Annotated in this window: 17 protein-coding genes and 1 pseudogene; 4 read left to right on the top strand and 14 right to left on the bottom strand. The window is 54.6% G+C overall.

The window, feature by feature from the left end:
• Positions 1 to 2: 2 nt before the first annotated feature.
• The 3 genes from PVZ80_RS33830 to PVZ80_RS33820 all read right to left on the bottom strand — a co-directional run bounded on the left by PVZ80_RS33830 (position 3) and on the right by PVZ80_RS33820 (position 4,190).
• Entirely contained in the window at positions 3 to 1,910 is a 1,908-nt protein-coding gene (locus tag PVZ80_RS33830; protein WP_273865142.1) for a hypothetical protein, read from the bottom strand.
• Positions 1,900 to 2,547: a hypothetical protein gene (locus PVZ80_RS33825; protein ID WP_273865141.1), complete on the bottom strand. Its 648-nt coding sequence runs from the start codon at positions 2,545 to 2,547 to the stop codon at positions 1,900 to 1,902. Before PVZ80_RS33825 ends, PVZ80_RS33830 begins: the two co-directional genes overlap by 11 nt.
• 680 nt (positions 2,548 to 3,227) lie before the next feature.
• Entirely contained in the window at positions 3,228 to 4,190 is a 963-nt protein-coding gene (locus PVZ80_RS33820) for a bifunctional GNAT family N-acetyltransferase/nucleoside diphosphate kinase regulator (protein ID WP_103331579.1), read from the bottom strand.
• A 260-nt stretch (positions 4,191 to 4,450) separates the two neighbouring features.
• On the opposite strand from PVZ80_RS33820, the gene PVZ80_RS33815 reads away from it, so the two are divergent.
• Positions 4,451 to 4,600 (top strand): hypothetical protein, encoded by a 150-nt coding sequence (locus PVZ80_RS33815; protein ID WP_273865140.1) that lies wholly within the window; start codon positions 4,451 to 4,453, stop codon positions 4,598 to 4,600.
• A 188-nt stretch (positions 4,601 to 4,788) separates the two neighbouring features.
• The gene (locus PVZ80_RS33810) at positions 4,789 to 5,628 is read left to right on the top strand and encodes a 5'-nucleotidase, lipoprotein e(P4) family (protein WP_273865148.1); all 840 of its coding nucleotides are present in this window, start codon (positions 4,789 to 4,791) and stop codon (positions 5,626 to 5,628) included.
• A gap of 563 nt (positions 5,629 to 6,191) precedes the next feature.
• Here PVZ80_RS33810 and PVZ80_RS33805 read toward each other — a convergent pair.
• The 9 genes and pseudogenes from PVZ80_RS33805 to PVZ80_RS33765 all read right to left on the bottom strand — a co-directional run bounded on the left by PVZ80_RS33805 (position 6,192) and on the right by PVZ80_RS33765 (position 15,275).
• Positions 6,192 to 7,433 carry an MFS transporter gene (locus PVZ80_RS33805; protein WP_273865139.1) on the bottom strand — a complete coding sequence of 414 codons (1,242 nt, stop codon included), beginning with the start codon at positions 7,431 to 7,433 and terminating at the stop codon, positions 6,192 to 6,194.
• A 223-nt stretch (positions 7,434 to 7,656) separates the two neighbouring features.
• Positions 7,657 to 8,343: pseudogene (locus PVZ80_RS33800) on the bottom strand (IS256 family transposase); the annotation flags it as partial.
• A 110-nt stretch (positions 8,344 to 8,453) separates the two neighbouring features.
• The gene (locus PVZ80_RS33795; protein ID WP_273865138.1) at positions 8,454 to 8,966 is read right to left on the bottom strand and encodes a GNAT family N-acetyltransferase; all 513 of its coding nucleotides are present in this window, start codon (positions 8,964 to 8,966) and stop codon (positions 8,454 to 8,456) included.
• 128 nt (positions 8,967 to 9,094) lie between these two features.
• Positions 9,095 to 10,360 (bottom strand): oligosaccharide flippase family protein, encoded by a 1,266-nt coding sequence (locus PVZ80_RS33790; RefSeq protein ID WP_273865137.1) that lies wholly within the window; start codon positions 10,358 to 10,360, stop codon positions 9,095 to 9,097.
• Position 10,361: 1 nt separating this feature from the next.
• Complete coding sequence (locus PVZ80_RS33785) at positions 10,362 to 12,299, bottom strand: SagB/ThcOx family dehydrogenase (protein ID WP_273865136.1); 1,938 nt, start codon at positions 12,297 to 12,299, stop codon at positions 10,362 to 10,364.
• A complete protein-coding gene (locus PVZ80_RS33780; RefSeq protein ID WP_273865135.1) occupies positions 12,296 to 13,168 on the bottom strand; it encodes a hypothetical protein in 873 nt (290 codons plus the stop codon). Before PVZ80_RS33780 ends, PVZ80_RS33785 begins: the two co-directional genes overlap by 4 nt.
• Positions 13,161 to 13,826, bottom strand: a complete 666-nt coding sequence (locus PVZ80_RS33775; RefSeq protein WP_273865134.1) for a hypothetical protein — start codon at positions 13,824 to 13,826, stop codon at positions 13,161 to 13,163. The genes PVZ80_RS33780 and PVZ80_RS33775 overlap by 8 nt, the downstream gene beginning before the upstream one ends.
• 64 nt (positions 13,827 to 13,890) lie before the next feature.
• Entirely contained in the window at positions 13,891 to 14,370 is a 480-nt protein-coding gene (locus PVZ80_RS33770) for a hypothetical protein (protein WP_273865133.1), read from the bottom strand.
• Between the two features lie 125 nt (positions 14,371 to 14,495).
• The gene (locus PVZ80_RS33765; protein WP_273865132.1) at positions 14,496 to 15,275 is read right to left on the bottom strand and encodes a Fic family protein; all 780 of its coding nucleotides are present in this window, start codon (positions 15,273 to 15,275) and stop codon (positions 14,496 to 14,498) included.
• 521 nt (positions 15,276 to 15,796) lie between these two features.
• Here PVZ80_RS33765 and PVZ80_RS33760 point away from each other — a divergent pair.
• Together PVZ80_RS33760 and PVZ80_RS33755 are read left to right on the top strand one after the other, a co-directional pair.
• On the top strand, positions 15,797 to 16,396 hold the full coding sequence (locus PVZ80_RS33760) for a MotA/TolQ/ExbB proton channel family protein (protein ID WP_273865131.1): 600 nt from the start codon (positions 15,797 to 15,799) through the stop codon (positions 16,394 to 16,396).
• A 63-nt stretch (positions 16,397 to 16,459) separates the two neighbouring features.
• The gene (locus tag PVZ80_RS33755; RefSeq protein ID WP_273865130.1) at positions 16,460 to 17,686 is read left to right on the top strand and encodes a phospholipase D-like domain-containing protein; all 1,227 of its coding nucleotides are present in this window, start codon (positions 16,460 to 16,462) and stop codon (positions 17,684 to 17,686) included.
• 50 nt (positions 17,687 to 17,736) lie between these two features.
• On the opposite strand, the gene PVZ80_RS33750 is transcribed toward PVZ80_RS33755, so the two are convergent.
• On the bottom strand, positions 17,737 to 19,695 hold the full coding sequence (locus PVZ80_RS33750; protein ID WP_101282491.1) for a GMC family oxidoreductase: 1,959 nt from the start codon (positions 19,693 to 19,695) through the stop codon (positions 17,737 to 17,739).
• Positions 19,696 to 19,705: 10 nt separating this feature from the next.
• Positions 19,706 to 22,213, bottom strand: coding sequence for a hypothetical protein (locus PVZ80_RS33745; RefSeq protein ID WP_016705250.1), 2,508 nt, complete (start codon positions 22,211 to 22,213; stop codon positions 19,706 to 19,708).
• Between the last annotated feature and the right edge of the window lie 237 nt (positions 22,214 to 22,450).

Here is a 22,450-nt window from a genome sequence, read left to right as displayed (position 1 = left end):
TCCTACTTGAGAATGTCCAGATTTTTCCATCGTTCACTCACGGCCGGCTTCTGTGACACACCTTTCTCCGCGGAGTCTTTCATCGGCGCTTCAGTAACCTGTCCCTTGCTTTCCACTTTGAGCCGCTGCAATTCGCGGTTATTTGCGGGATTGGGAGTTGTTCTCATATGCCTGCGCCAGGCAAGTAACGGGTTCTCGCCTTCCATGATTTCAAATTCGCGCTTATAAAATGCTCGGTTCACTAAGCGCCTAGTCGTCACGCTGTGAGCAATGTTGCGCCATGCTGCTTCAACCGTTAAGATGCCAAAGAAGATCCCGTTAGGTAGATAAGCTTCGACGTATCGATAATCGCTTGGTGTGATTCGAATCGTAAGTGTAGTACCTATGAGGCCTGCGGAATTTGCCAAGTCTGGGCTGGTATAAATGGCTTGGTCGAGTTTGATTCGAGGTCTGATACCCTTCTCCATATTTCCAGTCACCCGCGCTATTCGAGTAGTGCTGCCCAGAGCGATGCTGTTTAAATAAACCTCGGAGGATGTGGTCAAGAGGGCGTGTCGATCATTGCAATAGGCTAACAACACTTCCAAAGGGCTGTTTCCCTTGTTCAATCCGCCTTGAGGTATGCCATTATAATTAGCTGTGTAGACATCCATAACCTCTAGCGCATCATCAACATCGATTTGATAATAGATAGCAGCTTTCTCAGGCGATTCGGCGCGCCCATTTTCAGGAGACGATCCAGTTGTGGATTCGATCTGGTGCATGACCCTCGAAGAAATTCGCTTGAATAGTGCCTCGACTTTAGCTCTTCTCGCTGGTTGCTTCAGAGGTCCAAAATTGATACCAAATCCAATAGCATACAGAGCTAGTTCATACACCTGATTCGCATGATGCTGCATCGCATTGTCCAAACACACCGCCCCCCAGGTATGGTTTTTTAGTGCAGGGATAGAATAACCTGGCATACCTGCTGAGCCAGAGTACTCCAGATTAGACACATGTAGTGTTGGCCGAGGTGTCCAGCAACCGGTGTAGGCCTCGCAGATCAAATCTACCAAGTCTTGCGCTCTTATCTCACTGGAAAACACGAATTTTATAGCCAGTACAGCGTTGCTTCTCCTGCACACGGCTGCAATTATCCATATGCGGCTTATCACATCCTTAGTTTTGACCCGCCTGTCTCCTGTGAGGTTCAGGACAAAGAATGCATCTGCATGATACGAATCTATCTCAATAAGATCGAAGACATCATAGTTGTCAAAAAGCGGGGGGCGTCCGGTACCTGCTCTGGAATGGGTCAAGGCAAGTTTGCCTCCTGTAGCAAGCGCTGCCCTTTCAAAATCGCTTTCTAAGATCTCGTTTATATATTTTCTTATTGTTCTACTCGCGCCGCGTGGTTGATTGAGTGGCCATTCATCTGCAAGCACTCCCTCAGCTTCGCAGATATTATAAAATACTGCGCACAGATGCTTTTTATCGTAGCGAGATCCGTGCCCAAACCTAAAGTCCTTGCGAAATACTTCAGGCACAAATTTCTCAGCTATTTTTGGATGCTTTCCAAGCGTATAACTGAGGGCACCGGAAAGCCCACCCTGTGCTTCAGTATGTTTATTAGGTAGCGCTTTGTGTCTGACGTTTGAGCTCACGCGGGAGTGCGGTACCAAACCCGCTTCACCTAGAAACACCCCCTCAACTAGCATTACTGTATAACGTTTGAACATTCTGGTCAGTTCACTCTCACTTATGCCGGTCTGTTCTCGAATTTCTCGTCCAGTATAGCCATCCAGCCTCATATCAATCGCTTTTTTTCGCCTAAGGAAAAGCTCCCGATCCTCCTCATTCATGGCAGTGGCATCTACCTTTTTATACCCAATCAAAACAACCTTTTCCTTCGTAATTTTAGTATTCATTAAACCTCCACTGAGTATCTTGGCTAAAAAAGCCAAGCTCGAAGTCGACAGAGGTCACACGCTCCGAAAATAGGCGCGCAAAGATCACTAAAATTAAATTTCGCTCAAATTCAGACAATGCTGACAAAAAGCCGCGCAAGGTCCCTGACCGGGTTCTCAGAATATATTCAATTGCTTTTTCGCGAAGCATCGATGGGATATATAGATTCCTGCTTCCTGCAAGGAAACTTGCCACTTTAAGCAGAGGGAGCACATGATTTCGCCTGGGTTCCCAATCTTTGTCGTTGAACTCCCTATACTTATATCTGCAGCGGCTTGCCGCCAAGACCTTATCTGAAAAGTACTCAGTGTATCCTTCAGTCTGCAAGTAGTGCAGTTCGTTATCCCCTTCCACAGGAACAACTTCGACGTGATAATTTAAAGTTAACCCAGGATTCTGACCGAGCTCAATTGCTCCGGATTTAAAGCTAAATTTTTTAACTGATGGAGAGAATTCTAGAAATAAAAGCCAATGCGCCAATTGCCTGTCGGTCGAAAGCAACAAAACCTCATCGGCCTTGCAACTGTATACGGCCCAAAGGTTTCCAAAATGCTGTCCGCGCTTGGTAAAATATGAAGTCCTGCTGCGTTTAGGCATAACCACCCCCATTTTAGGTTGTGGATATGCTGATCCTTATCTCAATTCCTTATGATTGGGGCATTCCAAGATAATCCTCGGCCATGAGAGTAGTCACCGTTTTTCTATAACGCAAGGAACTACATGACCTCGAAAAACTAATAGAATCGAAAATCCTAATGGACTTCCTCTATTTAGATAATTACCTACAGCCATTTTTTTTGCGGTGATCGCCAGGAGGAAGATCAGCATCAAAACAAACAAGAATCCAGCTTAGCTAGATGAGTTTAGCATTTGTTTTTTCTACTATTTTCTATATGGGAGAATTTTGAAGGTTTTCTTCCGGGCGCTACGTCCACGCTCTCAATGATCGCGAACATGATCCAGGCGACCCGCGCGCTGAAGAGCCTGCGCTCAAAAACCACGGACGAACCGTAGGTATTTCTGCGCAGGTGTATGACGCCCCCTGCGTAACGGCAAACCAATGAAACTGCCGTACCGCTATTTGTTCATCTCGGATCGAGGCCACCTGCTTTCGAGGAGTCTGCGGTTGGTCTGACACTTCGACGATGCCACGCCGTTGTTCGGGACGGTGAACGGCGCGGCCTGTGGCAGACGGTTGGCATCAGGCACGGAAAGCGCGGCCCCGTCCTTTGGGGGATCTTCGCGCCTGATGGACGAACACTGAGCTAAAGGCGCAATTACAGGTGGAAATCGCCCGCGGCCTCCGGCTGGTAAAGCACTTTCCTGATCTCAATCCGGCGGGTCCGATCAGAAATTCGCCAGTCGATGGCGTCCCCCTCCTGATAGCCCAGGATGGCAGCACCGATGTCGGAACACACGGAATGCTTCCCGGCGCTGCTGTCCGCGTCGTCAGGGTAGACCAAGGCCACTTCGATCTCTTCGTCGTCCAACTGCAGCAAAGCCCTGGAGTTCATCGTGACGACATTGCGCGCCACCTGCTGCGGCTTGACGACAATGGCTCGCTCAAGCTCATGTTCGAGTTCAACAACGGTCGGGCCTTGCTCAAGCGCGATCAGACTCTCGAGCCTGGCCTTGTCGATTTCAGTGATGTAGATCCCCGTGGAGCCGCCAACGGCACCTTCGCGCAAGAACTGGAGATAGCGCCCCGCCGTCATGGAAAATGACTTCAATGCCGGCGTTTCGCTCTCAAGCAGAAAGCCGCTGCGCAGAAAGGCTTTCAGCGAGCGCGCGTTGTCCGGGTGGATCTTCGCGATGAGCTTCTCGGCCCGCATGTCGAGGAAGGCCAGTTTCATGCCTTCGCGGATCGTGCGGGCGCCAAGGTTTCGCCCCCATTTGTCGCTGTCTCCGATGACCAGGACTATCTCGCAATTCGAGCCGGTCTTGATGAGACGGACAAAGCCCACCGGGGCGTCATGCCGGTCATAGGCCATGAAGAATCGGCCGCCCCGGTTGAATAAATGGGTCAGGATCGGTAATTGAGTCCGATCAATGACTTGCTCGATGGAGCGGGAAACGTCACGTGAATCGCTCAGATAGCAAGTGACGCGCTCATCCTCCAACCAATCCTTCAACGTCAGCGCATGTGCCCGAGTAATTTCAGGGCACAGCGAAATGAAAGGCTTGTTCATCTTCACCACACTTATTTGTAAAGGATGAAAGCCCTTCATGGCTATGGCCATGACGGTTCTTTCGGCAACCGGCTATCTTAAGGCATAACGCGAGTAATGCCGAACAGCCTGCGCACTTGTCCTTGATAAGCGGTTCAGCAGCGTCAGGAGGTACCACACCCTTCCCTGCTTCAAGGATCAAAAAAGCGACGGACGAGTGATAACGGCGATACCGCCAAAAATAGCGCTGCGCCCAACAGTCGAAGAAACCTGGTGGTCGCGTGAGGAAATTGTGCCAAAGCCCGCCATTCGCGATCCATGAACATAAACCGATGAACAAGCACACTCTGTTTTCCTTGGCAGCCGTGATCAAGTGCGTGCAGCGGGCGGTGATCAATGCCGCGGCTCGCCAGGACATGGAACCGGCAGCCTTGTATCCCGAGGGCATGGGCGCAACCCATGTTAGTCCCCCTCATGATTGAAGGCGGGCGATGAGCGTCAAACCAGGAAGCTGAATGGCAGTGAGAACACCGCATGCGATCTTAAGTTTGGAATCACGCCTCATTGATCTCAAAACACGACATCTGTATTGAGCAGCAAACCCGCTTGCTATAGAACGGCTTGGCGGTATTTGTTCACGCAGTTTCGAACTCACTCCAAGGTGTCGAGTATGACAATAAAAACCAGCAAGCCCTTGATCGCCCCCCTGCTCCTCTCCCTTCTTATGTTGCCCTGGACTCCCGCCTCTGCCGAGGAGGCGGCCAGCCCACCTTCCAACCTGCTGACTGCGGCGGTTGCCTGGAAGCAGACCGCGGCTGAGTTCGATGCGCTTTACTATCAAGGCTTCAACATCGCCAGGATGCGCCTGGATCAAGCCCTGCAAGCCCACAAGGATAGCGATCGCCCGCTGGCCATCATCAGCGATGTCGACGACACCGTGCTGGGCAGCAACAGCTACTGGGGCTACATGATCAATTCGGGGAAAGAGTTTTTCGATGACAGCGCCTGGGATCAATGGGTCGCCGACAACGGACCGGTCGCCACGCCCGGTGCCCTGGAGTTCTTGAATTACGCACAGTCGAAGGGGGTCGAGGTGTTCTACGTCACCAGCCGTGACCAGGGCGAAAAAACCAAGGAATACGCCCTGGCCAACTTGCGCAAGAACAAGCTGCCGTTTGCCGATGAAAAACACCTGACGGTCTATCGCGACAGCTCCAACAAAGAGCCCCGGCAAACGGAAATCGCCAAGGACTATGAGGTAGTGGTCATGCTCGGCGACAACCTCAATGACTTCAAACGCAAGTACTACGTCGCGGACGTCAAGCAACGCAACAGCCTGATGACGGAAGACAAAGAGCAGTTCGGACGCAAGTTCATCCTCTTCCCGAACCCTACCGACGGGCACTGGCTCAAGGCGATTTTCGGTGACTCGGAACCACCGGCCACTCCGGAAAACCGCGCCAAGTTCAAGGCCGCGGCCGCATCGACGGCCTGGCAGCCGAAGCCGTAATCCGGAACACCTGCCCTACCCTCGCTGCTCGAAAACTGGCGTTTGCCATAACCCTCTAAAAACTGCACACCCGCTCAAAATGATTGGCCTGATCATCACTTTGAGCGGATGAGCGATCTCCTAGTTGGGTGTGGAACTCAAGAATTAGCTGGTATGACACGCATTAGAACAGGTCTTGCAACCATTGGCCCTGGGATAAATTTTCTTTGCTGATGCAACCGCCGTAGAACATCCAGCATGCTCCCCAAGGGATTTTTTATCGCTTGGCATCCAAGTACACCCTGTTTTGTGAACTTCGTGGTCGCCGTTCGATTGCGCTTTGTTGTTGACGTAATAAATAGGCATGGAATTTCCTTCCGTTGAGTGCCGAGGGAGCCCGCTTCTCCTTGAGGGCCACGTCTCACGCCCAGAGAGCAGGCAGCACGACTCAGACTAGCCTAGTAATGGCTCATAGCAATCATCATTAGAGCTGCTCGGGCTACCGCAGATCCGCCCCCATACCCTCCACACATTCAAGTCCCGCTCTTGCTCCGTCAGTGACTGTACCGATCCGCCCCCAGACACTAGAGCACTTGATCATTTCGAGCGTTCCTGGACATGAACAGGCTGGAGGCCAGGACAATGAATAGCGTGCCAAGGACACTGGCAATGGCGGTAAGCATCAGGGTCTGGGAGTAACCAAGGATGCCGCCGAGGATTCCGCTGCCGAGGTAGATGAAGGGGTGCACACCGCTGGTAACCAAGGTATCGATCGCCACGACCTTGCCCAGATCCTTCTCGGGGGCAAGCCTTTGCATGGCCGTCGCCCACCCCGTGAGCCATGAGGCTTCGACGATACCGACGAGGGTTGCCCCGAGGATCACCATCCAGGCCGAACTTCCCAGACCGAGCAGTGCCATGGCGCCGGCCAGCAAAAGACCGCAGGTCACGGCAAGTCCGGGCAGTCGTTCATGGCCGGAGGCGAGAACCGTGACGATGGAGCCGATACAGGCGCCCAATCCCGATGCGGCCAGGCACAGGCCCCACATGGATTCGCTGAAGCGCTCGCTGATGGCGTAAGGCGCAACCACCAGGAAGATCGGGAAACACAACACATTCACCACCAGCGTCGCAGCGAAACCCAGTAGCAGCATGGCGTTGCCGGTGATGAGGGTGATGCCCTTCAGCGCTTGGCCAATGGAAAATTCATCTTCGGGCGCATGCCCAGCCATGTCGGGCAACCGCGCGGTATACAGGGCTGCGCAGAAGAACGTCAGGCCATCGATCAATATTCCCCATACCGGTTCCCAGAGAATAATGAACACGCCCAGGGTTGCCGGAAACACCACGGCAACCAGGTTATCAACGAAGTTCATTGCCGCGTTTCCCGCCACCAGGGCCTGCCTGGGCAGCAGGTTGACCAGCAGGACCTGGGCACAGGGTCGGGAAACACCGATGCCGATACCAAAGATCAGATAGGCAACAAGCAGGTACCACCACGCAGCGCCCGAGATCAGCAGCGCGACCGCGGCAAGCTGGGCAATGCCCCTTGCCGTATCGGTATGGATCAGCACCTGCTTCGCCGACTTGCGGTCTGCCAGCACGCCTCCGGCCAAGGCGCCCGTTACTGTCCCCAGGGCGACGGCGGCCATGACCAGGCCGAAGACTTCCGCGCCAAAACCGGCCCGGATAAGCGCTATCGGCAGCGCCGCCAGACAAATTGCGTCGCCGGCCATCGACAGGCCCTGGCCAATGAGCAACTGGCGAAAGGACCAGACGCGCAGCGCATCGTTGTAGGGTGATAAGCGATCGCCGATGGACCTCATAGGCCCCCTCCCTGAGGCTTATGTTTGCGCGACATTAAACCCGAGACGCCTTACCCGGCACCAGCACAGGCGCACAGGGCTCGGGTCATATCGATCATCGATTCGTTGCGGACGCGCCTTGGCCTTCTGCATCCTGAGTCGGAGCCGCGCCTACGGCGGTCAGATAAGTTTCTGGTCGATGCGCGCCCCTGCTACTTGCCTAGACCGCAACCGCCCCAGCCCGCCCCGATTGCGCAAGCTCTGTCACCACCTGCAGCCAGAACTTAGCCCCCTCGGTCTGAGCGATCCGGATACCGAGAATTTCCTTCTCGCTGCTCATGTTGATGCCCAGCGCCAGATACACCGCTTTCACCCGTACAGCCCCATCTCGCACTTTGGTGTGAATGCAGTCCAAATAGACGATGGGGTACAGGGCGTCGAGAGGGCGTGATTGCTAGGTCTTTACCTCATCCATCACCGCCTCGGTAACCGATGAGATTAGGCTGGACGAGACTTCGGCACCATACATCTCCTGTAAATGCGCCTGAATCTCGCGCACGCTCATGCCGCGGGCATAGAGGGACAGGATCTTGTCATCGAAGCCCGTCCACCGGGTCTGATGTTTCTCGACAATCTGCGGCACGAAGCTGCCGTGGCGGTCGCGTGGGATCTCGATGGAGAGTTCGCCGAACTCACCTTTGAGACTCTTGCGACTGAAACCATTCCGAGTGTTACCGACAGGATTGATGACCGGCTGATGCCGGTCATGGCCGAGGTGATGGGTCATCTCGGCATCGAGGGCTCGCTCAACGAGCTTCTTGGTCAACTGTTTGAGGGTGCCGTCGGCTCCGATCAGGTCTTCGGGCTTTTGGTAGTTGGCGAGGAGCTGTTCAAGCAGCGCATCGTTGATGGGGTATTTGTCCTTGCTCATGGTGCCTCCGGTCTGATGCGACAGTGTCGCGTGGCTGACCGGTTACACAAAATCTAGGACACCCTCGAAATTTGGCGAGTTGAATGCCGAAACGCGTTCGTAAGGGAAAATCAATTGCTCCAAACATACCTCACCTCATCCAGCGTCACGCCACCACGCACTAGCGTGCGACGGCTGCCAGGCTCTTCTGTTCCACCAAGCCCCTTATAGAAACGAATGGCCCTTTCGTTGCCAGATAAAACCCATAACGTGATGCGTTTATAACCTTGATCAAGCAAACGCTTAAAACCCATCTGCCACAATTGGGCGCCGATACCCTTGCTCCAATATTCTGCCAAAACGTAGATAGCCATGACTTCTCCCGATGCTGCTTCGGGCGTGTCTTCATCACGGCAAGGGCCCATCGAAAGCCAACCAATAACGTCTCCCTCTACTTCGGCGACTAAAACGTCAGCGTCTTTGCCTTCAATTGTACGGGCCCAATAGGCCTCTCTTTGAGGCAATGTCGCGCTAAGCGAGGCTAAATAGTCAGCGGGCATCAGATCAAGATAAGCGTGTTGCCAGCTACTGACATGAACTTGAGCGATACGCTTCGCATCCTTGGGTAATGCATCACGAATCATAACCCCCCCTCACTAACGTTGTGTCTCGGATAAAAAATGTCGTTGATCCACCCTGCCCAGGGCCCGTCTGCTTGTGCTGGCCAGCGTATGCGGCGCCGGAAAACGTATCTGGTTCATTGGGGCTCGGATCAGGCGATTTTTAGCGTTCGTGCTCTAAAAAACTGCGCAAGGTTGACTAATATTACTACTGTCGCGGTTGCGGCGGCCGCACCGATAACACCGTAGCGAGGCACCAACAGTAAGTTTGCAATTACGTTGAGTACAACGGAAGACATCATACTGATTGCAAAAAAAGCAATTTCCCCCTTCATGTACAACGCGGTAGCAACCGGCCCAGTGCCTGCATTTACCATTTGCGCGACAGCCAATAATACAAGGCAAACGCTAAAGGCACCGCCTACAGGCTCTCCCACCAACAAAGACAAGACCAACCCTGGAAAGACACTAAGCACCAAGAACAACGGCAAGGACCACAGCAGGACATATTTTTGAACCAGTCGAAACGTTCGCCTTGCCGAAGTAAAATCGTCATTCTGGTAGTGCTTTACAATAACGGGGCCAAATATCGCGTTGCCCGCAGAGATGGCTATTGTCACCACCGTGACGACCTGACATATCATGCCGTAAATAGCAATGGAGTGATCATCAACATAGTTCCCCATAATAATAACGTCTGCTTTAAGCAAGGCCACATTTGAGAGGCTGGTTGACATTAGCCAAAAATTAGTTGACCGCTTCATGTCAGTCGGCGAATGCTGCTCATTATCAATGTCGGGCTTGCGGGTGAAAAATAATATAGAAACAAGCACCATTAAACCAAGAAAAGCAGAAAAAGAGTAAGTCAATAATACGTTGTTGATGTCGCCAGAAGCGCCAAGCAGTGCAAAGCATACAATCGTTATGAGTGGCAAAAAAATACCGATAGAGTATTGTTCGGCGATGACTTTTCCAAGCCCATCTAACACGCCCTTTATAAGCGCGGTCAGAGACCTCAAAAGCAAAAGCAACGGTAGATAGATAAAGCTATAGTTCATCTCTGAAAGAATGCCTAGCCAGATCAGGCCAAATAATATAATGCCGACAATCACTGTCAATAGGCCAGCGTCTTTCAATGCTCCTTTTAAAGTCAGCATCGAATTAACACGGCTATTGCTTGCGAATGCTTTTGTTAACATTACCGGCCAGCCGAAGGTGGTGAATATCAAACAAATCGCCAAAATGGCGTTTATCGACGTTATAACTCCAAAGTGATCACCTCCAATTGTTCTTATCATATAACCAGAAAGCAGCAGCGAAGCGGCAATTGAAAAGAACTGAATCAGTGTGGAGTGACTGATCTTTCCTAAGAGTTCGCCATTTGGCTCAGAGCCAAAAGCGTATTTTCGCTTGCTCATTTTACGTTCTCATTGGATGCCCGACGGCAGCAAAGTAATTAATCGTTACTGTCGAGTCCAGCGCACTGAGCTTGGCGGCCGCTAGATCATTAGAGGCGGGTGTTATAAAGAGTCCGAGCTTCATGTGTGCGCATGAAATACACACTTTTTGCATCAACATACCCAGTCTTAATAAGGTATTAACATAGTCGACAGAGTTGAGGCCTTCAATCGAGGCTGTGAACCAATAAATATCCGACGCCTGCGTGACCGGCCTTTGCCCTATGACAGCATCCTCTAATAAAGAGCTTGCTATTTGCTTGAGACTCACGAAACACCTGTCCTGCTTATTCCACGTCTCCATGTCAAATAGGTTTTCGTCAGTTCGCTTGAGGTGAAATAGTTGCAACGCATCACAATCATTTAACAAATTTAAACAAGGTGTCATCACGGCGAGTGCCCGATCATGGTCAACCAACGCCGTCGAAAATTTTCGCGTCGTCTTTCTCTCCTTTGAAAGCGCCTGCCATAAATGATTCGGCTCCGCGCATTCAACCTGATGGAAAAAAGTGTGACCTATAAATGATTCGGAATTAAATTTTTTAGACCTGTACTCCAGATATACCAGTAGATTCTGGTACCAGCCATGAGCAATCCAATGTGCAGCCTCGCCATATAAATTTCGTACAGTTTCCCGCTCCAACAAAAGTCCAGACCTTATAAGGTTGTCAACTAATTTTATCGGTACGTCTTGACTCAGGCTGATGTCTGCAGGCGTTGAAGGACGATCGCCACGCTTGGAGGCTTGGGCATAATTTAGTACTCTAAACATGGCGTCATCGAGCAGAATCTTTGCCTCTGCAGGAAATGACGTAACACCGATGAGTGTCCCTTGTGTGAAATAGCACCATAAAAAAGGGTTGGTAGTATAGTGGGTGGAGCTGTTTACTTTCTTGCTCTCATGTGTGGCGTCGGCCTTGATTGCTTGGAGCGTTACAGCATGTTCTATACGGGCTGCACGTTTATTTATTGAAAATCCACAGAGGGGTATGTCTTGGAGGTCCAACTCACTAAATAGATCTTGGGTTATTAACTCCTCCGTTAACGACCCTCCGTAGGCAGCACTTAACTGGTGCAGGGTTTCAATGCAATGCCCAGCATCCAGGAATATTGCGCGAAAGCTTCTGCTCTCACGGTAACGCCACATGGGGCGTTCAACTCTTGCGCTTATTACAAGTGACAGACGCCTTTCGTTAGGCGTGTGGCAATAAGCCTTTTTATAAATAAGTTGGTGTCCCGGTGGATCAAAATAGTAAACGCCGTCGGGGATGCCCTCGATTCCGTTTATGATCACCAATGCCTCAATGGGATGACGCGCGCCACCCGATGGGCTTGCTTTACGTAACCAGGGCCCAAAGTCACCTCCATCGATTTGTCCTACTGCGAGAAAAGCACCCGATAGAATATTGCTCAGTAATTGCATCTCACTGTCTATCGTGCGTAACTCCATTTTTGGTGAGGGAAGGCTAAATCTCGGTAATTCGGAGGCTCTCTGAGTGTAAACATCTGGAGGTGATGCAATCTTTCCGTATTCATTCATTTGTTCACGATCTTTTTCAAATCGCTCTACAGAGTCGTAGTTATGAAAAACGTACCCATGAACAAACTCATGATAATAATCAAGAAATCTATCACTTTTCTTTGTGGAAGAGCTGCCGGGGTCTGACAATAATAATTCTTTGTCTGTCAGCACGTCCATGCCATGCAATAAGGCTCCCTCGCAAGATGAAGCCTCTTTTAATATTTTTATAAGTTTAGGGTACTCATCCTTGCCCATCGCGCCATATAAAGTAGATGAGACAGGGTTGACGACAGTCCATCGACTGTTTCCCTGAGTATTCGGAGCGACCAATTTGGTTTGTAAGATGTAAAGAGATGGATTCGAAAATAAAGTGGTCATTTAAACATCCTGTTTACGGTGCATACAATGTGTTCCTGGACGCTCGAAAAACTTAGATAACCACCATGATATATTTGTACAAGCTTCACCGTGCCCGCCAACGCCTTGGAGCACCCTTGTGCACTTTCTGGCGTCCCACCGAATTGCAATTGATGCCTTGTTAATATTTGCGTTGCTATTTTTTTGTCAGTGACATCTTCACTGTGCGGTTTAACAATCCCGGGAACAAATATCAGTTCAAATGCTAGTATTGGGACTCCTTCTTTTTCGGTTTTCAGCCAGAGATTATCCGAAAACCTAAGCACACTTTTACGTGCAATGTTTTGCGCGTCAACGGTATAGCCATGCGGTTGGCGCAACAGTGCCTGGACTACCAAGTCTCGTGAGCGAACCACACACGTCTCATCAGACAGAAGGCTCCATCCTCGTTCCTTACACAAGGCCAATGCATTTGTACTCTTACCTGCGCCTTTATTGCCCAATAGTAGAACCGTCCCCATTGTAGGAGCGGTTATTGCCGCCGCGTGGTAGGCGAAAAACTTTCCATCAATCGCCTCTGTATCAAAAGGAATGAGTGGCGGCGCTGTGCTGCTCCAGTGACGGGGCCCGCGCGCGCCGCAACTGAACTGAACATTAGCGAGTATGCTTGCGCTATCAGGCGCTGTGCGAGTTAAGTATCTGCGCTTATTGGGCTCTATAAAGGGTATAAAAATGTCAATATCAATGGGCTTGTTTTTATCAATCGTGACGTGCTTCTCTAACACCTCTTCAAGGTGAAGTTTCATTTCATGATTATCGGTGATCAACTGAAATGTGATGCCCAATAATTCATAGCCAATGCTGTACGTCACTTCGTTGCGCTCAACCATTGATTAACCTGACTTGTTCTGCAATGTGTTCTGCACAGGCATACGAAAAAGTCAAGTTCATTCTCATGCCTTCTGGGTGCGCGATGTTAAAGTGGGGAGAGAAAGTTTTATGATAGTGACTGGCGTCAAACAGCACTGCTCTGTTACATCGATACGGTACAATCACGTGCTGCTGGGTGCGCTGGAGAACATATTCTTCGGAGGCATGTCCAGCGATCAGGTATTCGTTAGCTCTTTGATCCATGCCGCGCTTGACGTCATAAATAAGCAAGCCGCCAGTGGTGGCGTCAAGGTTGTATTCTTCAGGCGTCAACCAGTACGTTAACGTCAGCTGTCCGAAATCTGCATGCGTATTACCGTCGCTGTTCTTGGAATACAGCAGCGCCCAATAATCTATCAGTTGGAGGCCGCGTCCAGCCCGCTCTCGCATTACGCTATCAACTTTTGCTAAAACGCTATCAACGATTGCAGACTTAGGTCGGGAGTTATACAGGTGTTTGGATATAGGGTTTTTCTTACGCCACATTTGATTGCACAAAAGGCTTTTATGGAGCGCTTGGCACTGTGTGGCGTCGAGAAAGTCGTCAATAATCGTGTAGTCAATCAACGCCGAAGGTCGCTCAAAGCGTTTGTCTGTATCGCCTAGCGATGTGTCCATTTATCAGCTCCACCGATTCAGCATAGACTCGCCGTTAAGGCGAGTCTACTTACGCAAATAGACGTTATTTTTCGGCGGCACTGTTTACGCCTGTGGAAGGAAAAGTGACACCAGGGCCATAAGAAATAGCGTTCCCGCCGCCAGACTCCCCGCTTTGCAGCATCGCTTGCTGAACCGGTGACAAATCCTCAAGGAATTCGTTACCTGAAGGGATCACAAACGATATTCCATAACCCCCGTAATCATTAGGTTGCGATACCCTGAACAATTGCAGTTGTTCATAGGAAAGGAGGAATGATTTATTCAGCGCAAGCGCCTGAATGATCACGGTTGGCGTCTTGGTGCCACTCGAATTAAAGGGCGGGGTTGTTTCAATTAGTTCATCATCAGGAATAATGAACGTAACCACGCCGTCATCAATTTTAGCAAAGGCGTCAGCCGTCAATTCGAAGGCATTCAGCTCTTGGCTGTTAACGATATACGCGTGGCCAGTCCGTGGGTCTTGAATCAGAACACTCGGCAACTCTTTATATACTAGTGTCATCGGTTATCTCCTTTTCTTCGTTAGTAAGGTCGAGCTGAAACGTGTTGAGGGTGGCAAGACTTTTTTATTGGCTCTAGCCGTTGGGTGTACCCCGGCGGGTATTTTTAAGCGGTCTATAAGTAACGCTATTGGCCGCTCATCACTTTTATAATGGTGCAATGAAACAAAACTAATTCATCCCACTCGCCGAATAGCTGCGCTTGCCGTAGTCGCAGCGTGTACCCTCCTGGTGTGCAGTGATAGAAATCGTACCAGGGAATATAATTGTGTTCTGAACGTGCCAATAGAATATTGAGAAGTACACGTGCTACTCGACCATTGCCATCGTTGAATGGATGGCAGTTTAATAACCCAACAATTGCGATTAAGGCGCTAAAAAGGTCGCATTGAGGTGCAGGACGTTTGGCCATGTATTGCCATAGATTTATGAGTGTACCTTCAATTTCAGCGGCATCGATAAACAGGGTCGTGCGGCCTTGTTTGTCAGGCGTAAGCCCTATCGGTAAATCTCTGATACTCCCGCTGCCACCTATCAGCTGGCTGGTAGTGTTCAAGAACGTACAAATAGTTGGGTAGCTGATGTCAGTCAACGTTTCTTTAAAAGCAGAAGAAATGCCTTCAAAGTGACGCCGCTCCACTAAGGTTCTGTCACCTAACGGCACATGTGTATTAAAGGCAGCATAATGCGCAAATAACGGATGCCTCAAGCGCGATATAACGCCTTCTTCCGTTAAGAGATTCGGGAGGCGTTCAAGTTTAATAGGCGAGTGGGCATGCTCACAGGTGTTCAATAACGTGTTAGCAACAGCCAGAGCATTGAGGGTTGTTTCTGCCAAATCCGCCTGGGCGGGATAAATCAATGGGTTTAGGCGATAAACAGTGGTTGCGGTGCAAAGCGAGCTCATTGCAATTTTACTCCCTGTGCTATGCACACTTGTAAAATATCAAGAACTAACGGGTATCGATTTAGGTCGCCGTTTTCTCTGACTTGGCTACTCTAGCAACGAAATATTACAATTCTACTTCCGCAGATCTCGAAATATTATGTATCTGCCGGAAAACTGGCATGCTTAAGGCCTGACAAAAGGAGCTGTGCCCATGCCAACCCTGCACCTGCTGTGCGCAAGATCACCTCCGGCAAATCCACACTGGCCAAAACCCTGGCCGCAGAACACGCCGTCATTGTGCTCAGAGAAGCCAAGCTTACCCTGGTGAGATTCGCTCAGTTGCCGATTAGGCCCATTGGGAACGAAGCTGAAATTTTGCGATATTTGCATTAAGTACCACCTCAAAGGCGAAGCCGAAACCCCAGAAAAATCCGTCACCTAGCCCAAAACTGACGGCATTTATGCACCGTTGATTAAATTACGGCTTATGTGACGGTTAAAAGCGCGTCACACGCACCCTATGGTGGCGTTATGCCGCGGTGGCCATCGCGATCTTCATCGCCATCGAGCGTGGTCTCTACTTTGCCTATGTGCGGCGTCAGGCCCGCTCGTTGATGGAGGCCCTGGGCAGCCACGTGCACAGTGAGCGGGATCTGCCGCAAGACGCCACCCGCCGCGACAGCCTGCCCTTGAGCATGGTCCTGCCGGTCCTGGCGCAAAAGGCTGCCCAGGGCTCGCGCAAAGACCTGGACGACGTGATCGAAAGCCAATACCTGTCGACCCGCGCCCCGCTGGCCCGCAGCCTGTGGATCATCGAGACCATCACCACCGCCGCCCCTTTGCTAGGCTTGCTGGGGACCATCCTGGGCATCATCGATACCTTCAAGGCCCTGGCCAGTGCCGGCGTGTCCGACCCGGGCCAGATTTCCGGCGGTATCGGCACGGCGTTGTTCGCCACCGGGCTGGGGATCGCCATCGCCCTGTTCTGCGTGGTGTTCCATAACTTTTTCCAGGACAGCCTGGAGCGCATCAACGATCAACTGAAGATGCTGCTGATCCGCGCGGCCACCGGTGCCCGCGTGCAGGATGAGGTGCCGCAGCGGGTGCCGACCCCGTTGCACAGCCGCACTACCGCGTAACCCCAGGGCGGGCGCAGGGGGCGCCCGCCTTTCTTTCATATGAGGACGCCTATGTCCGTATGCATGAAGTTTCCACGAGCGCTGCTCAGCGTTCGGATCGCAGGCCTGGCTGGCTTGCTCATCAGTCCGCTGGTCCAGGCAGACTTTGCCATTCCAGGGTTCGAGCTGGTGCATACGGTGCCGGTGGAAACCGCACTTGGAGCGGCGGATCTGCGGCAACCCGGCCCCGTGTGGATCGAGCTGTTCGATGGCGCGAAAAGCCAGATCGATATCGGCCAGTTTTATGCAGCGGACCATCCCGGATCAGTGCTGGGCAAGGTGATCGAACACCTTGAGGCGGCCGGCAAGCGCGGGGTGAAGATCCGCTTCCTACTCGAGGAAAAGGGCCTGAAGCTGTCAGACCCCGCCACCCTGGAGCGCTTGCGGGCGATTCCCAACCTGACCTTCCGGGTCCTGCCCTATGCCCGGGTGAGCGGCGGGATCATCCACGCCAAGTACATGGTGGTGGACGGCAAACAGGCGTTCATCGGCAGCCAGAACTTCGACTGGCGCTCGCTGGAACACATCCACGAAACCGGGTTGCGCATCAGCGATGAAACCACCGTGGCCCAGGTGCAGGCGATCTTCGAGCAGGATTGGCAGGCCCAGGCCGCTGTGGCGGCAAACCAGCCGGTGCCCCTGCCTGCCCCTGGCCAGGAGCCCCTACGCCGCGGCAGTTACCTGGTGGCCAGCCCGCAACGCTACAACCCGCCCGGCGTGGGCGACTCACAGCAAGAGTTGCCGCGCTTGCTGGCCGAAGCGAAGAACGAAGTGCGGGTGCAACTGCTGGACTATGCGCCACTGTCCTACGGGCCTGAGCGGACCCGGCCCTATTACGCGGTGATCGACAATGCCGTGCGGGCCGCCGCGGCGCGAGGCGTGTCGATCAAGTTGCTGGTGTCCAACTGGAACACCGACAAGCTGGAACTGCCCTACCTGAAAAGCCTGGCGGTGCTGCCCAATGTCCAGGTCCGGATCGTCACCCTGCCCCAGGCGTCCCAAGGGTTCATTCCCTATGCACGGGTGATTCACAGCAAGACCATGGACATCGATGGGCAGGTGGCCTGGGTCGGCACCAGCAACTGGCTCGGCGGCTACCTGGACAATTCGCGCAACCTGGAAGTGGTGATGCACGACAGCGCGATGGCCAAGCGCATCGGCGAGCTGCACGCGCAATTGTGGGACGGGCCTTATGCCAAGCCGCTTGAGCTGATGGCTGAGTATCCGGATCCGCATCCGGGCACGCCGTGAAGACCAAAAAGAAGGCCGAGCCTCTCGACGGCTCGGCCTTTGCCCATGGTTCAGCGTTTTGACGCAACCATCGCCTCCACCGTGGTCGCTCTGTCCGCACTGGCCGTAGCCTGCCCTGCCCCTCGCACCGCCTGCGCCCGTACTGCGGCCGCATCCTGCAGGATCACCTGCGCCGCCTTCTCCGCCGCGACGTAGATCGAGGTGACGATGAAGAAGCCGGGGATTTTCGGGAAGATCGAGGCGTCCACCACCCGCAGGTTGCTCACGCCGCGCACGCGGAAGGCGCTGTCGAGTACCGCCATCGGGTCGTCGTCGGCGCCGATCGGGCAGGTGCAGGAGGCGTGGTGGCCCCAGGCCTGGTTCATGACGAAAGTCTTGAGCTGCTCGTCGGTCTGTACCGCATCGCCGGGCAGTTCTTCGCTGGCGATCAGCCCGGCGTCTTTCAACGGCTGGGCCAGGTTGCGCACGAACTTGATGCCCTCCACCACCGATTGCAGGTCTTCGCCCTGGGTGTCGTTGCCCTCCTCGAAGTACTGGAAGTTGATCAGCGGGGTGTCGGCCGGGTCTTTGGAGCGCAGGGTGACGTAGCCGGCGTTGTTGATGGTATGGGCCTTGAGGATGGCCCAGGTCAGGTAGTTCAGGTGCTCGACGATCAACTTCGAGTAGCCGGGGAAATAACCGCGAAACAGCGCCAGCAGGGAGAAGCAGAACAGGTCCGGCAGCGGCCGTTGCTTCAGGGATTTCTTGATGATCGCCAGCACCGCGCCGTTGGTGCTGTAGACCCCGACCTTGCCCTTGGCCCATTCCTCGTACTGCGGATCGCCCTTGGCGTAGCGCGCGCCCTTGAGCACCTCCCAATTCTCGAAGTTCATCCGGTTGACCACCCCGACCTCGTAGCGGTCCTGCAGGTTACGTCCCACGCCCGGCAACTCGACCCGCACCGGGATATCCATGGCCTCCAGGGTTTCCCGCGGGCCTATCCCTGAGAGCATCAGCAGCTGCGGCGTATTGAAGGCGCCACCGGCGAGTATCACTTCGCGGCTGGCGTGCACCTGGCGCAGTTCACCGGAGGCATTGCGCGGCAAGGTGCAGGCCCGGTACAGCCGCGCGCCCTTGATGTACTCCACGCCATAGGCGCGCTGCTGGTCATCGAGCAACACCCGGGTCACCAGCGCATCCAGTTCGATGTGCAGGTTGTCCGGGTGGCGCTTTTGCACATCCAGCAGGCGTTCGCGGGTGCCGTTGCGATGATGCTGCCGGGTGGCCAGCGGCGGATAGCGCAGGCCGATGGCTTCCTCGCGGACCAGCCGCCAGTCGTTGGGGTCGCCCACGCCCTGCAACTGCCAGCCGATGCGCTTGAGGGTTTCGCCCAGGGTCTTGAACGCCTGCTCGGCGGCGTCGACGATCGCACGCACCAGCGACTGGTCGTCGAACGCCGCCTCCGGAATCGCCTTCTCCACGTGCAGCCAGCCCTTGAAACCATGCCGCGACGGGTTGATGCCGAACCAGGAGAGAAACCGCTGGAACGGCCGGTGATGGCAGTTCTCCAGGCTCTGGAAGTGCTCGCGCATGGCACTGGCTTTCCACGACGGATCGCCGGTGATCTGTGCGATATGGTCCCAGTCCTGGTTGTGCGGGTAGACGGTGATCATCGCGTTGTGCGCGGTGCAGCCGCCCAGGCAACTGGCCCGTGGGTACAGCACCCCGTTGACGTCCTCGCCCTGGAAGGTCCGGGTGAACTTGGGGTCCTGCAACTGGCGGGCATCGTTGCTGTAGTGGCGGACGAAGAAGTCCCAGCGCATCGCATCGTTCTCGGTGGAGCGCGGGTGGAACGCCGGCACCTGGTACTCCTCCGGCAGCCGCGGGGCGGTGGTGTCCGCTGCCGCCGGGTCGCTACCCGACTCCAGCACCAGCACCTTGCGGCCCTGTTCGGCCAGGCGGGCGGCGACGGTGCCGCCCCCTGCCCCGGAGCCCACCACGATGTACTCGTAATCCGTTTCGTTGTTCATCGCTGGCCACCTAGAAAGTTTTCAGCAGGGCGATCAAGGCCCGTTTGTCTGCATCACTCAGGGGCGCTTCCTCCTTGAGGAAACTGGTGCCGAAGTAATGCCCCTTGTCCACCACGAAGTCCGGGCACTTGCTCACCTGCAGCAGCGGCTTGACCAGGCCGGCGAAGACCTTGCGGGCCTCCTCGTCGCTGGCACCAGGCGGCAGTTGCTTGAGGTCGTGCTTGATCTTCAGCAGCAGCTCCAGCACCTGGTCGCGTTTCTCCAGGTCGATGTTGGACAGCAGGCTCACCGGCGTGCCTTGCGGGATCGGCCCGAGCTGGATGCCGTCCTCGCCGAACAGCCACGGCAGCAAGCGGCTGAGCAGGCCTTCGAGGTTTTGCAGGAAGGTCGGCAGATAGCCACTGCTGACTCGCAGGTAGCTGGTTTCACTGGTGACGTCGACGGTGCCCATGTGGGTCTTGCCGGAGCGGGTCATGACCTGGAAGTCGCCGGTGCGGTTTTCCGGCCACAGCAGCATCTCGATCGCGCTGTCGAAGGACGCCATGCGGTCCTCCACCCCACCCTTCCAGTGGAATTGACCCAGGCGGTTGTTCAGCAGCAGCGGCGCGGTGGACCACACACTGACCAGCGAGGCTGGCCGCGTATAACCACGCCCACCCGCCGGCATCGCGTATTCCCAGGGTTCGCCGGTGTACGGGTTCTGCACCAGCACCGAGCCTACCGCCGGCAATTGCTTGTACGACTCCGACGAGAAGTTGTCCCAGATATTGCCGCCCAGGGCGTTGGTCGCCAGCGGGCTGCAAGCGTTGGTTTCGGTCAGGGTGACCGGCACCCGCAGCTCAGTGGAGAGGAAGTTGTCGGTGAGGAACTTCTCATCCTTGACGATGGCCCGCATCGCGGTCTTGAACTCCGGCGTCTTGCTCCAGGTCCAGTAATTGTTCCAGCACTTGAGGTAACCGTCGTTCACGCAGCCATGGTCGGGAAAGAAGGTCCAGGCCTTTTCCGGCAATTTGCTGGAGTGGCAACGGGCGCAGGTGTCGGCGAACACTTCCTTGCCGCGCTCGAGCACTGCCGCCGGCTCGCTCAGGTGCGCCGCGCCGCCGGGGGCGTTCTTCAAGTAGTCCGGGGTCGCCGAGGCCAGGAAGAACAGCGCCAGGTCCGGGGTCTGTGCCTCGTTGGCGTTCCAGTAGGAGGAGTTCTTGCGTGCCACGTCGATGCGGAACGGGGTGATCGGCTTGCCACCGATCAACGGCCGGAAGTGAGTGGTCCACTCCTCGCTGTACAGGCCGATGTTGATGAACACCCGGTTCAAGGCGCCGAGCGCGCCCACCGAGTCGGCGCCGTCCTTGAGCACCCGCGGGGTGAATACGGTGTCAGGTTTTTTGTAGAACTGCGCCAGCGGGCTGTCCGGCGGCACGCCGGGTACCTCGTTGAACTGGCGGTTGTTCAGCCCGCCACCGGCGAGTTTTTCCTTGCCCAGGTTCGAGGCCAGCTCGATGCGCGCCTTGAGGTTGTAGACCGCGTTCATGGTCCGCGGGTTGTTGATGTAGTCGGTGGAGACGAACGAGGTGTCCAGCGCCCCCGGTTTCGAGGTGTGGAACAGCTGGTACGGGAAGCTGCTCGGGTCCTGGTTCCACATGAAGATCCGGTCGACCCAGAAGTACTGCGCGCCGGGGTTGGAGTTGAGGTTGGACCAGGCCGGATGTTCAGGGTCGGCCGGCGGGTTGGTCGGGTTCGGCCCGACATGGCAGAAGCCGCAGGACATGCCGACCCGGTAAGGTTTCACCAGCTTGCTGTCGTTGTAATAGGCGGGGTCTTCGTAATAACGCTTGGCGTCCCACTTCTTCTGCGCGTGCTCGTCGAAGTCCGGGTTGGGGAACAGCCGCAGGCCGACGATCCCGGTGCCGTAGCCGTAATAGGAACCCACCGGCAGGTTCTTGCCACGGGCGCCGATCTTCACGCCGGGGTACTTGGTTTCGTTCTCGAAGGGGTCGGCGGCGCAGGACGGGTCGCGCTTGTCCAGCCACAGGCCGTAGCGGTCGTCGCGCGGCCCCTCGCCCTTGACGTAGCAGGGTTCGTTGACCACCCCCAGCACTTGCCAGCGTTTATCGCGGTTGTATTTCAGGCTCGGGTGGTTGGAGATGGTCTTGAGCAGGTCGAGGTTGCCGACGCTGTCGCGCGAGAGCTTGTCCCACAGCGCATCGTTGCCGGCGGTCCAGACCACCCAGTTGTTGCGCCCGCGGGCGAAGGCCTGGAGCGCCTGCTGTTCGGTAATGCCGGGGATGAAGGGCGACAGTCGCTCGACCAGCAGTTGCGGTTGCTTGGACACGCCGTAGTCCATGTCGGCGAAGTAGTCCTCGTCGGCGCCTCTGAGGCTGCCGGCATCGCGGCCGACGCACTTGGCTTCGTCGAGTCGCTCGCCGGGTTTGTCGCCGCAGGGGTTTTTCGTCTCGCTGCTACAACCCTGTAACAGCACCAAAGGAAGGAAAATGCTCAACATCAGCTTCACGGGTGTCATGCGCTGCTCCTTGCACGTGCTGCAGACCGGTCCCTCTGTCCTTGGGGGACACCTGTGTCGCGACCGGTTCTTTTTCTGATGGCCGAACAACCGACTGCCTGCGCACCGGGCCGGTTAACCTCGGTACGCCAGTCGCCTTACAACGCCCTACAGCCGCCATACTAGGCCATGGCGAGCGGGTCAATTCTTCCATTTGGCGATGAAAAACCAGGGGTAATTTCGATTGGCTATCGGGCT

This window comes from Pseudomonas sp. B3G-3, assembly GCF_028640915.1.
Classification (GTDB): Bacteria; Pseudomonadota; Gammaproteobacteria; order Pseudomonadales; family Pseudomonadaceae; genus Aquipseudomonas; species Aquipseudomonas chlororaphis_I.
The sequence above is the reverse complement of the archived record's forward strand: the minus strand, read 5'-3'. Positions and strand labels throughout refer to the sequence as shown.

Bases quoted from the DNA above. Each gene is read 5' to 3' on its own strand.
- PVZ80_RS33790 (WP_273865137.1), bottom strand. From the start codon at position 10,360: ATGAGCAAGCGAAAATACGCTTTTGGCTCTGAGCCAAATGGCGAACTC.
- PVZ80_RS33805 (WP_273865139.1), bottom strand. From the start codon at position 7,433: ATGAGGTCCATCGGCGATCGCTTATCACCCTACAACGATGCGCTGCGC.
- PVZ80_RS33750 (WP_101282491.1), bottom strand. From the start codon at position 19,695: ATGAACAACGAAACGGATTACGAGTACATCGTGGTGGGCTCCGGGGCA.
- PVZ80_RS33810 (WP_273865148.1), top strand. From the start codon at position 4,789: ATGACAATAAAAACCAGCAAGCCCTTGATCGCCCCCCTGCTCCTCTCC.
- PVZ80_RS33765 (WP_273865132.1), bottom strand. From the start codon at position 15,275: ATGAGCTCGCTTTGCACCGCAACCACTGTTTATCGCCTAAACCCATTG.
- PVZ80_RS33755 (WP_273865130.1), top strand. From the start codon at position 16,460: ATGAAGTTTCCACGAGCGCTGCTCAGCGTTCGGATCGCAGGCCTGGCT.
- PVZ80_RS33795 (WP_273865138.1), bottom strand. From the start codon at position 8,966: ATGATTCGTGATGCATTACCCAAGGATGCGAAGCGTATCGCTCAAGTT.
- PVZ80_RS33785 (WP_273865136.1), bottom strand. From the start codon at position 12,299: ATGACCACTTTATTTTCGAATCCATCTCTTTACATCTTACAAACCAAA.
- PVZ80_RS33820 (WP_103331579.1), bottom strand. From the start codon at position 4,190: ATGGCCATAGCCATGAAGGGCTTTCATCCTTTACAAATAAGTGTGGTG.
- PVZ80_RS33745 (WP_016705250.1), bottom strand. From the start codon at position 22,213: ATGACACCCGTGAAGCTGATGTTGAGCATTTTCCTTCCTTTGGTGCTG.
- PVZ80_RS33830 (WP_273865142.1), bottom strand. From the start codon at position 1,910: ATGAATACTAAAATTACGAAGGAAAAGGTTGTTTTGATTGGGTATAAA.
- PVZ80_RS33815 (WP_273865140.1), top strand. From the start codon at position 4,451: ATGAACAAGCACACTCTGTTTTCCTTGGCAGCCGTGATCAAGTGCGTG.
- PVZ80_RS33780 (WP_273865135.1), bottom strand. From the start codon at position 13,168: ATGGTTGAGCGCAACGAAGTGACGTACAGCATTGGCTATGAATTATTG.
- PVZ80_RS33775 (WP_273865134.1), bottom strand. From the start codon at position 13,826: ATGGACACATCGCTAGGCGATACAGACAAACGCTTTGAGCGACCTTCG.
- PVZ80_RS33825 (WP_273865141.1), bottom strand. From the start codon at position 2,547: ATGCCTAAACGCAGCAGGACTTCATATTTTACCAAGCGCGGACAGCAT.
- PVZ80_RS33770 (WP_273865133.1), bottom strand. From the start codon at position 14,370: ATGACACTAGTATATAAAGAGTTGCCGAGTGTTCTGATTCAAGACCCA.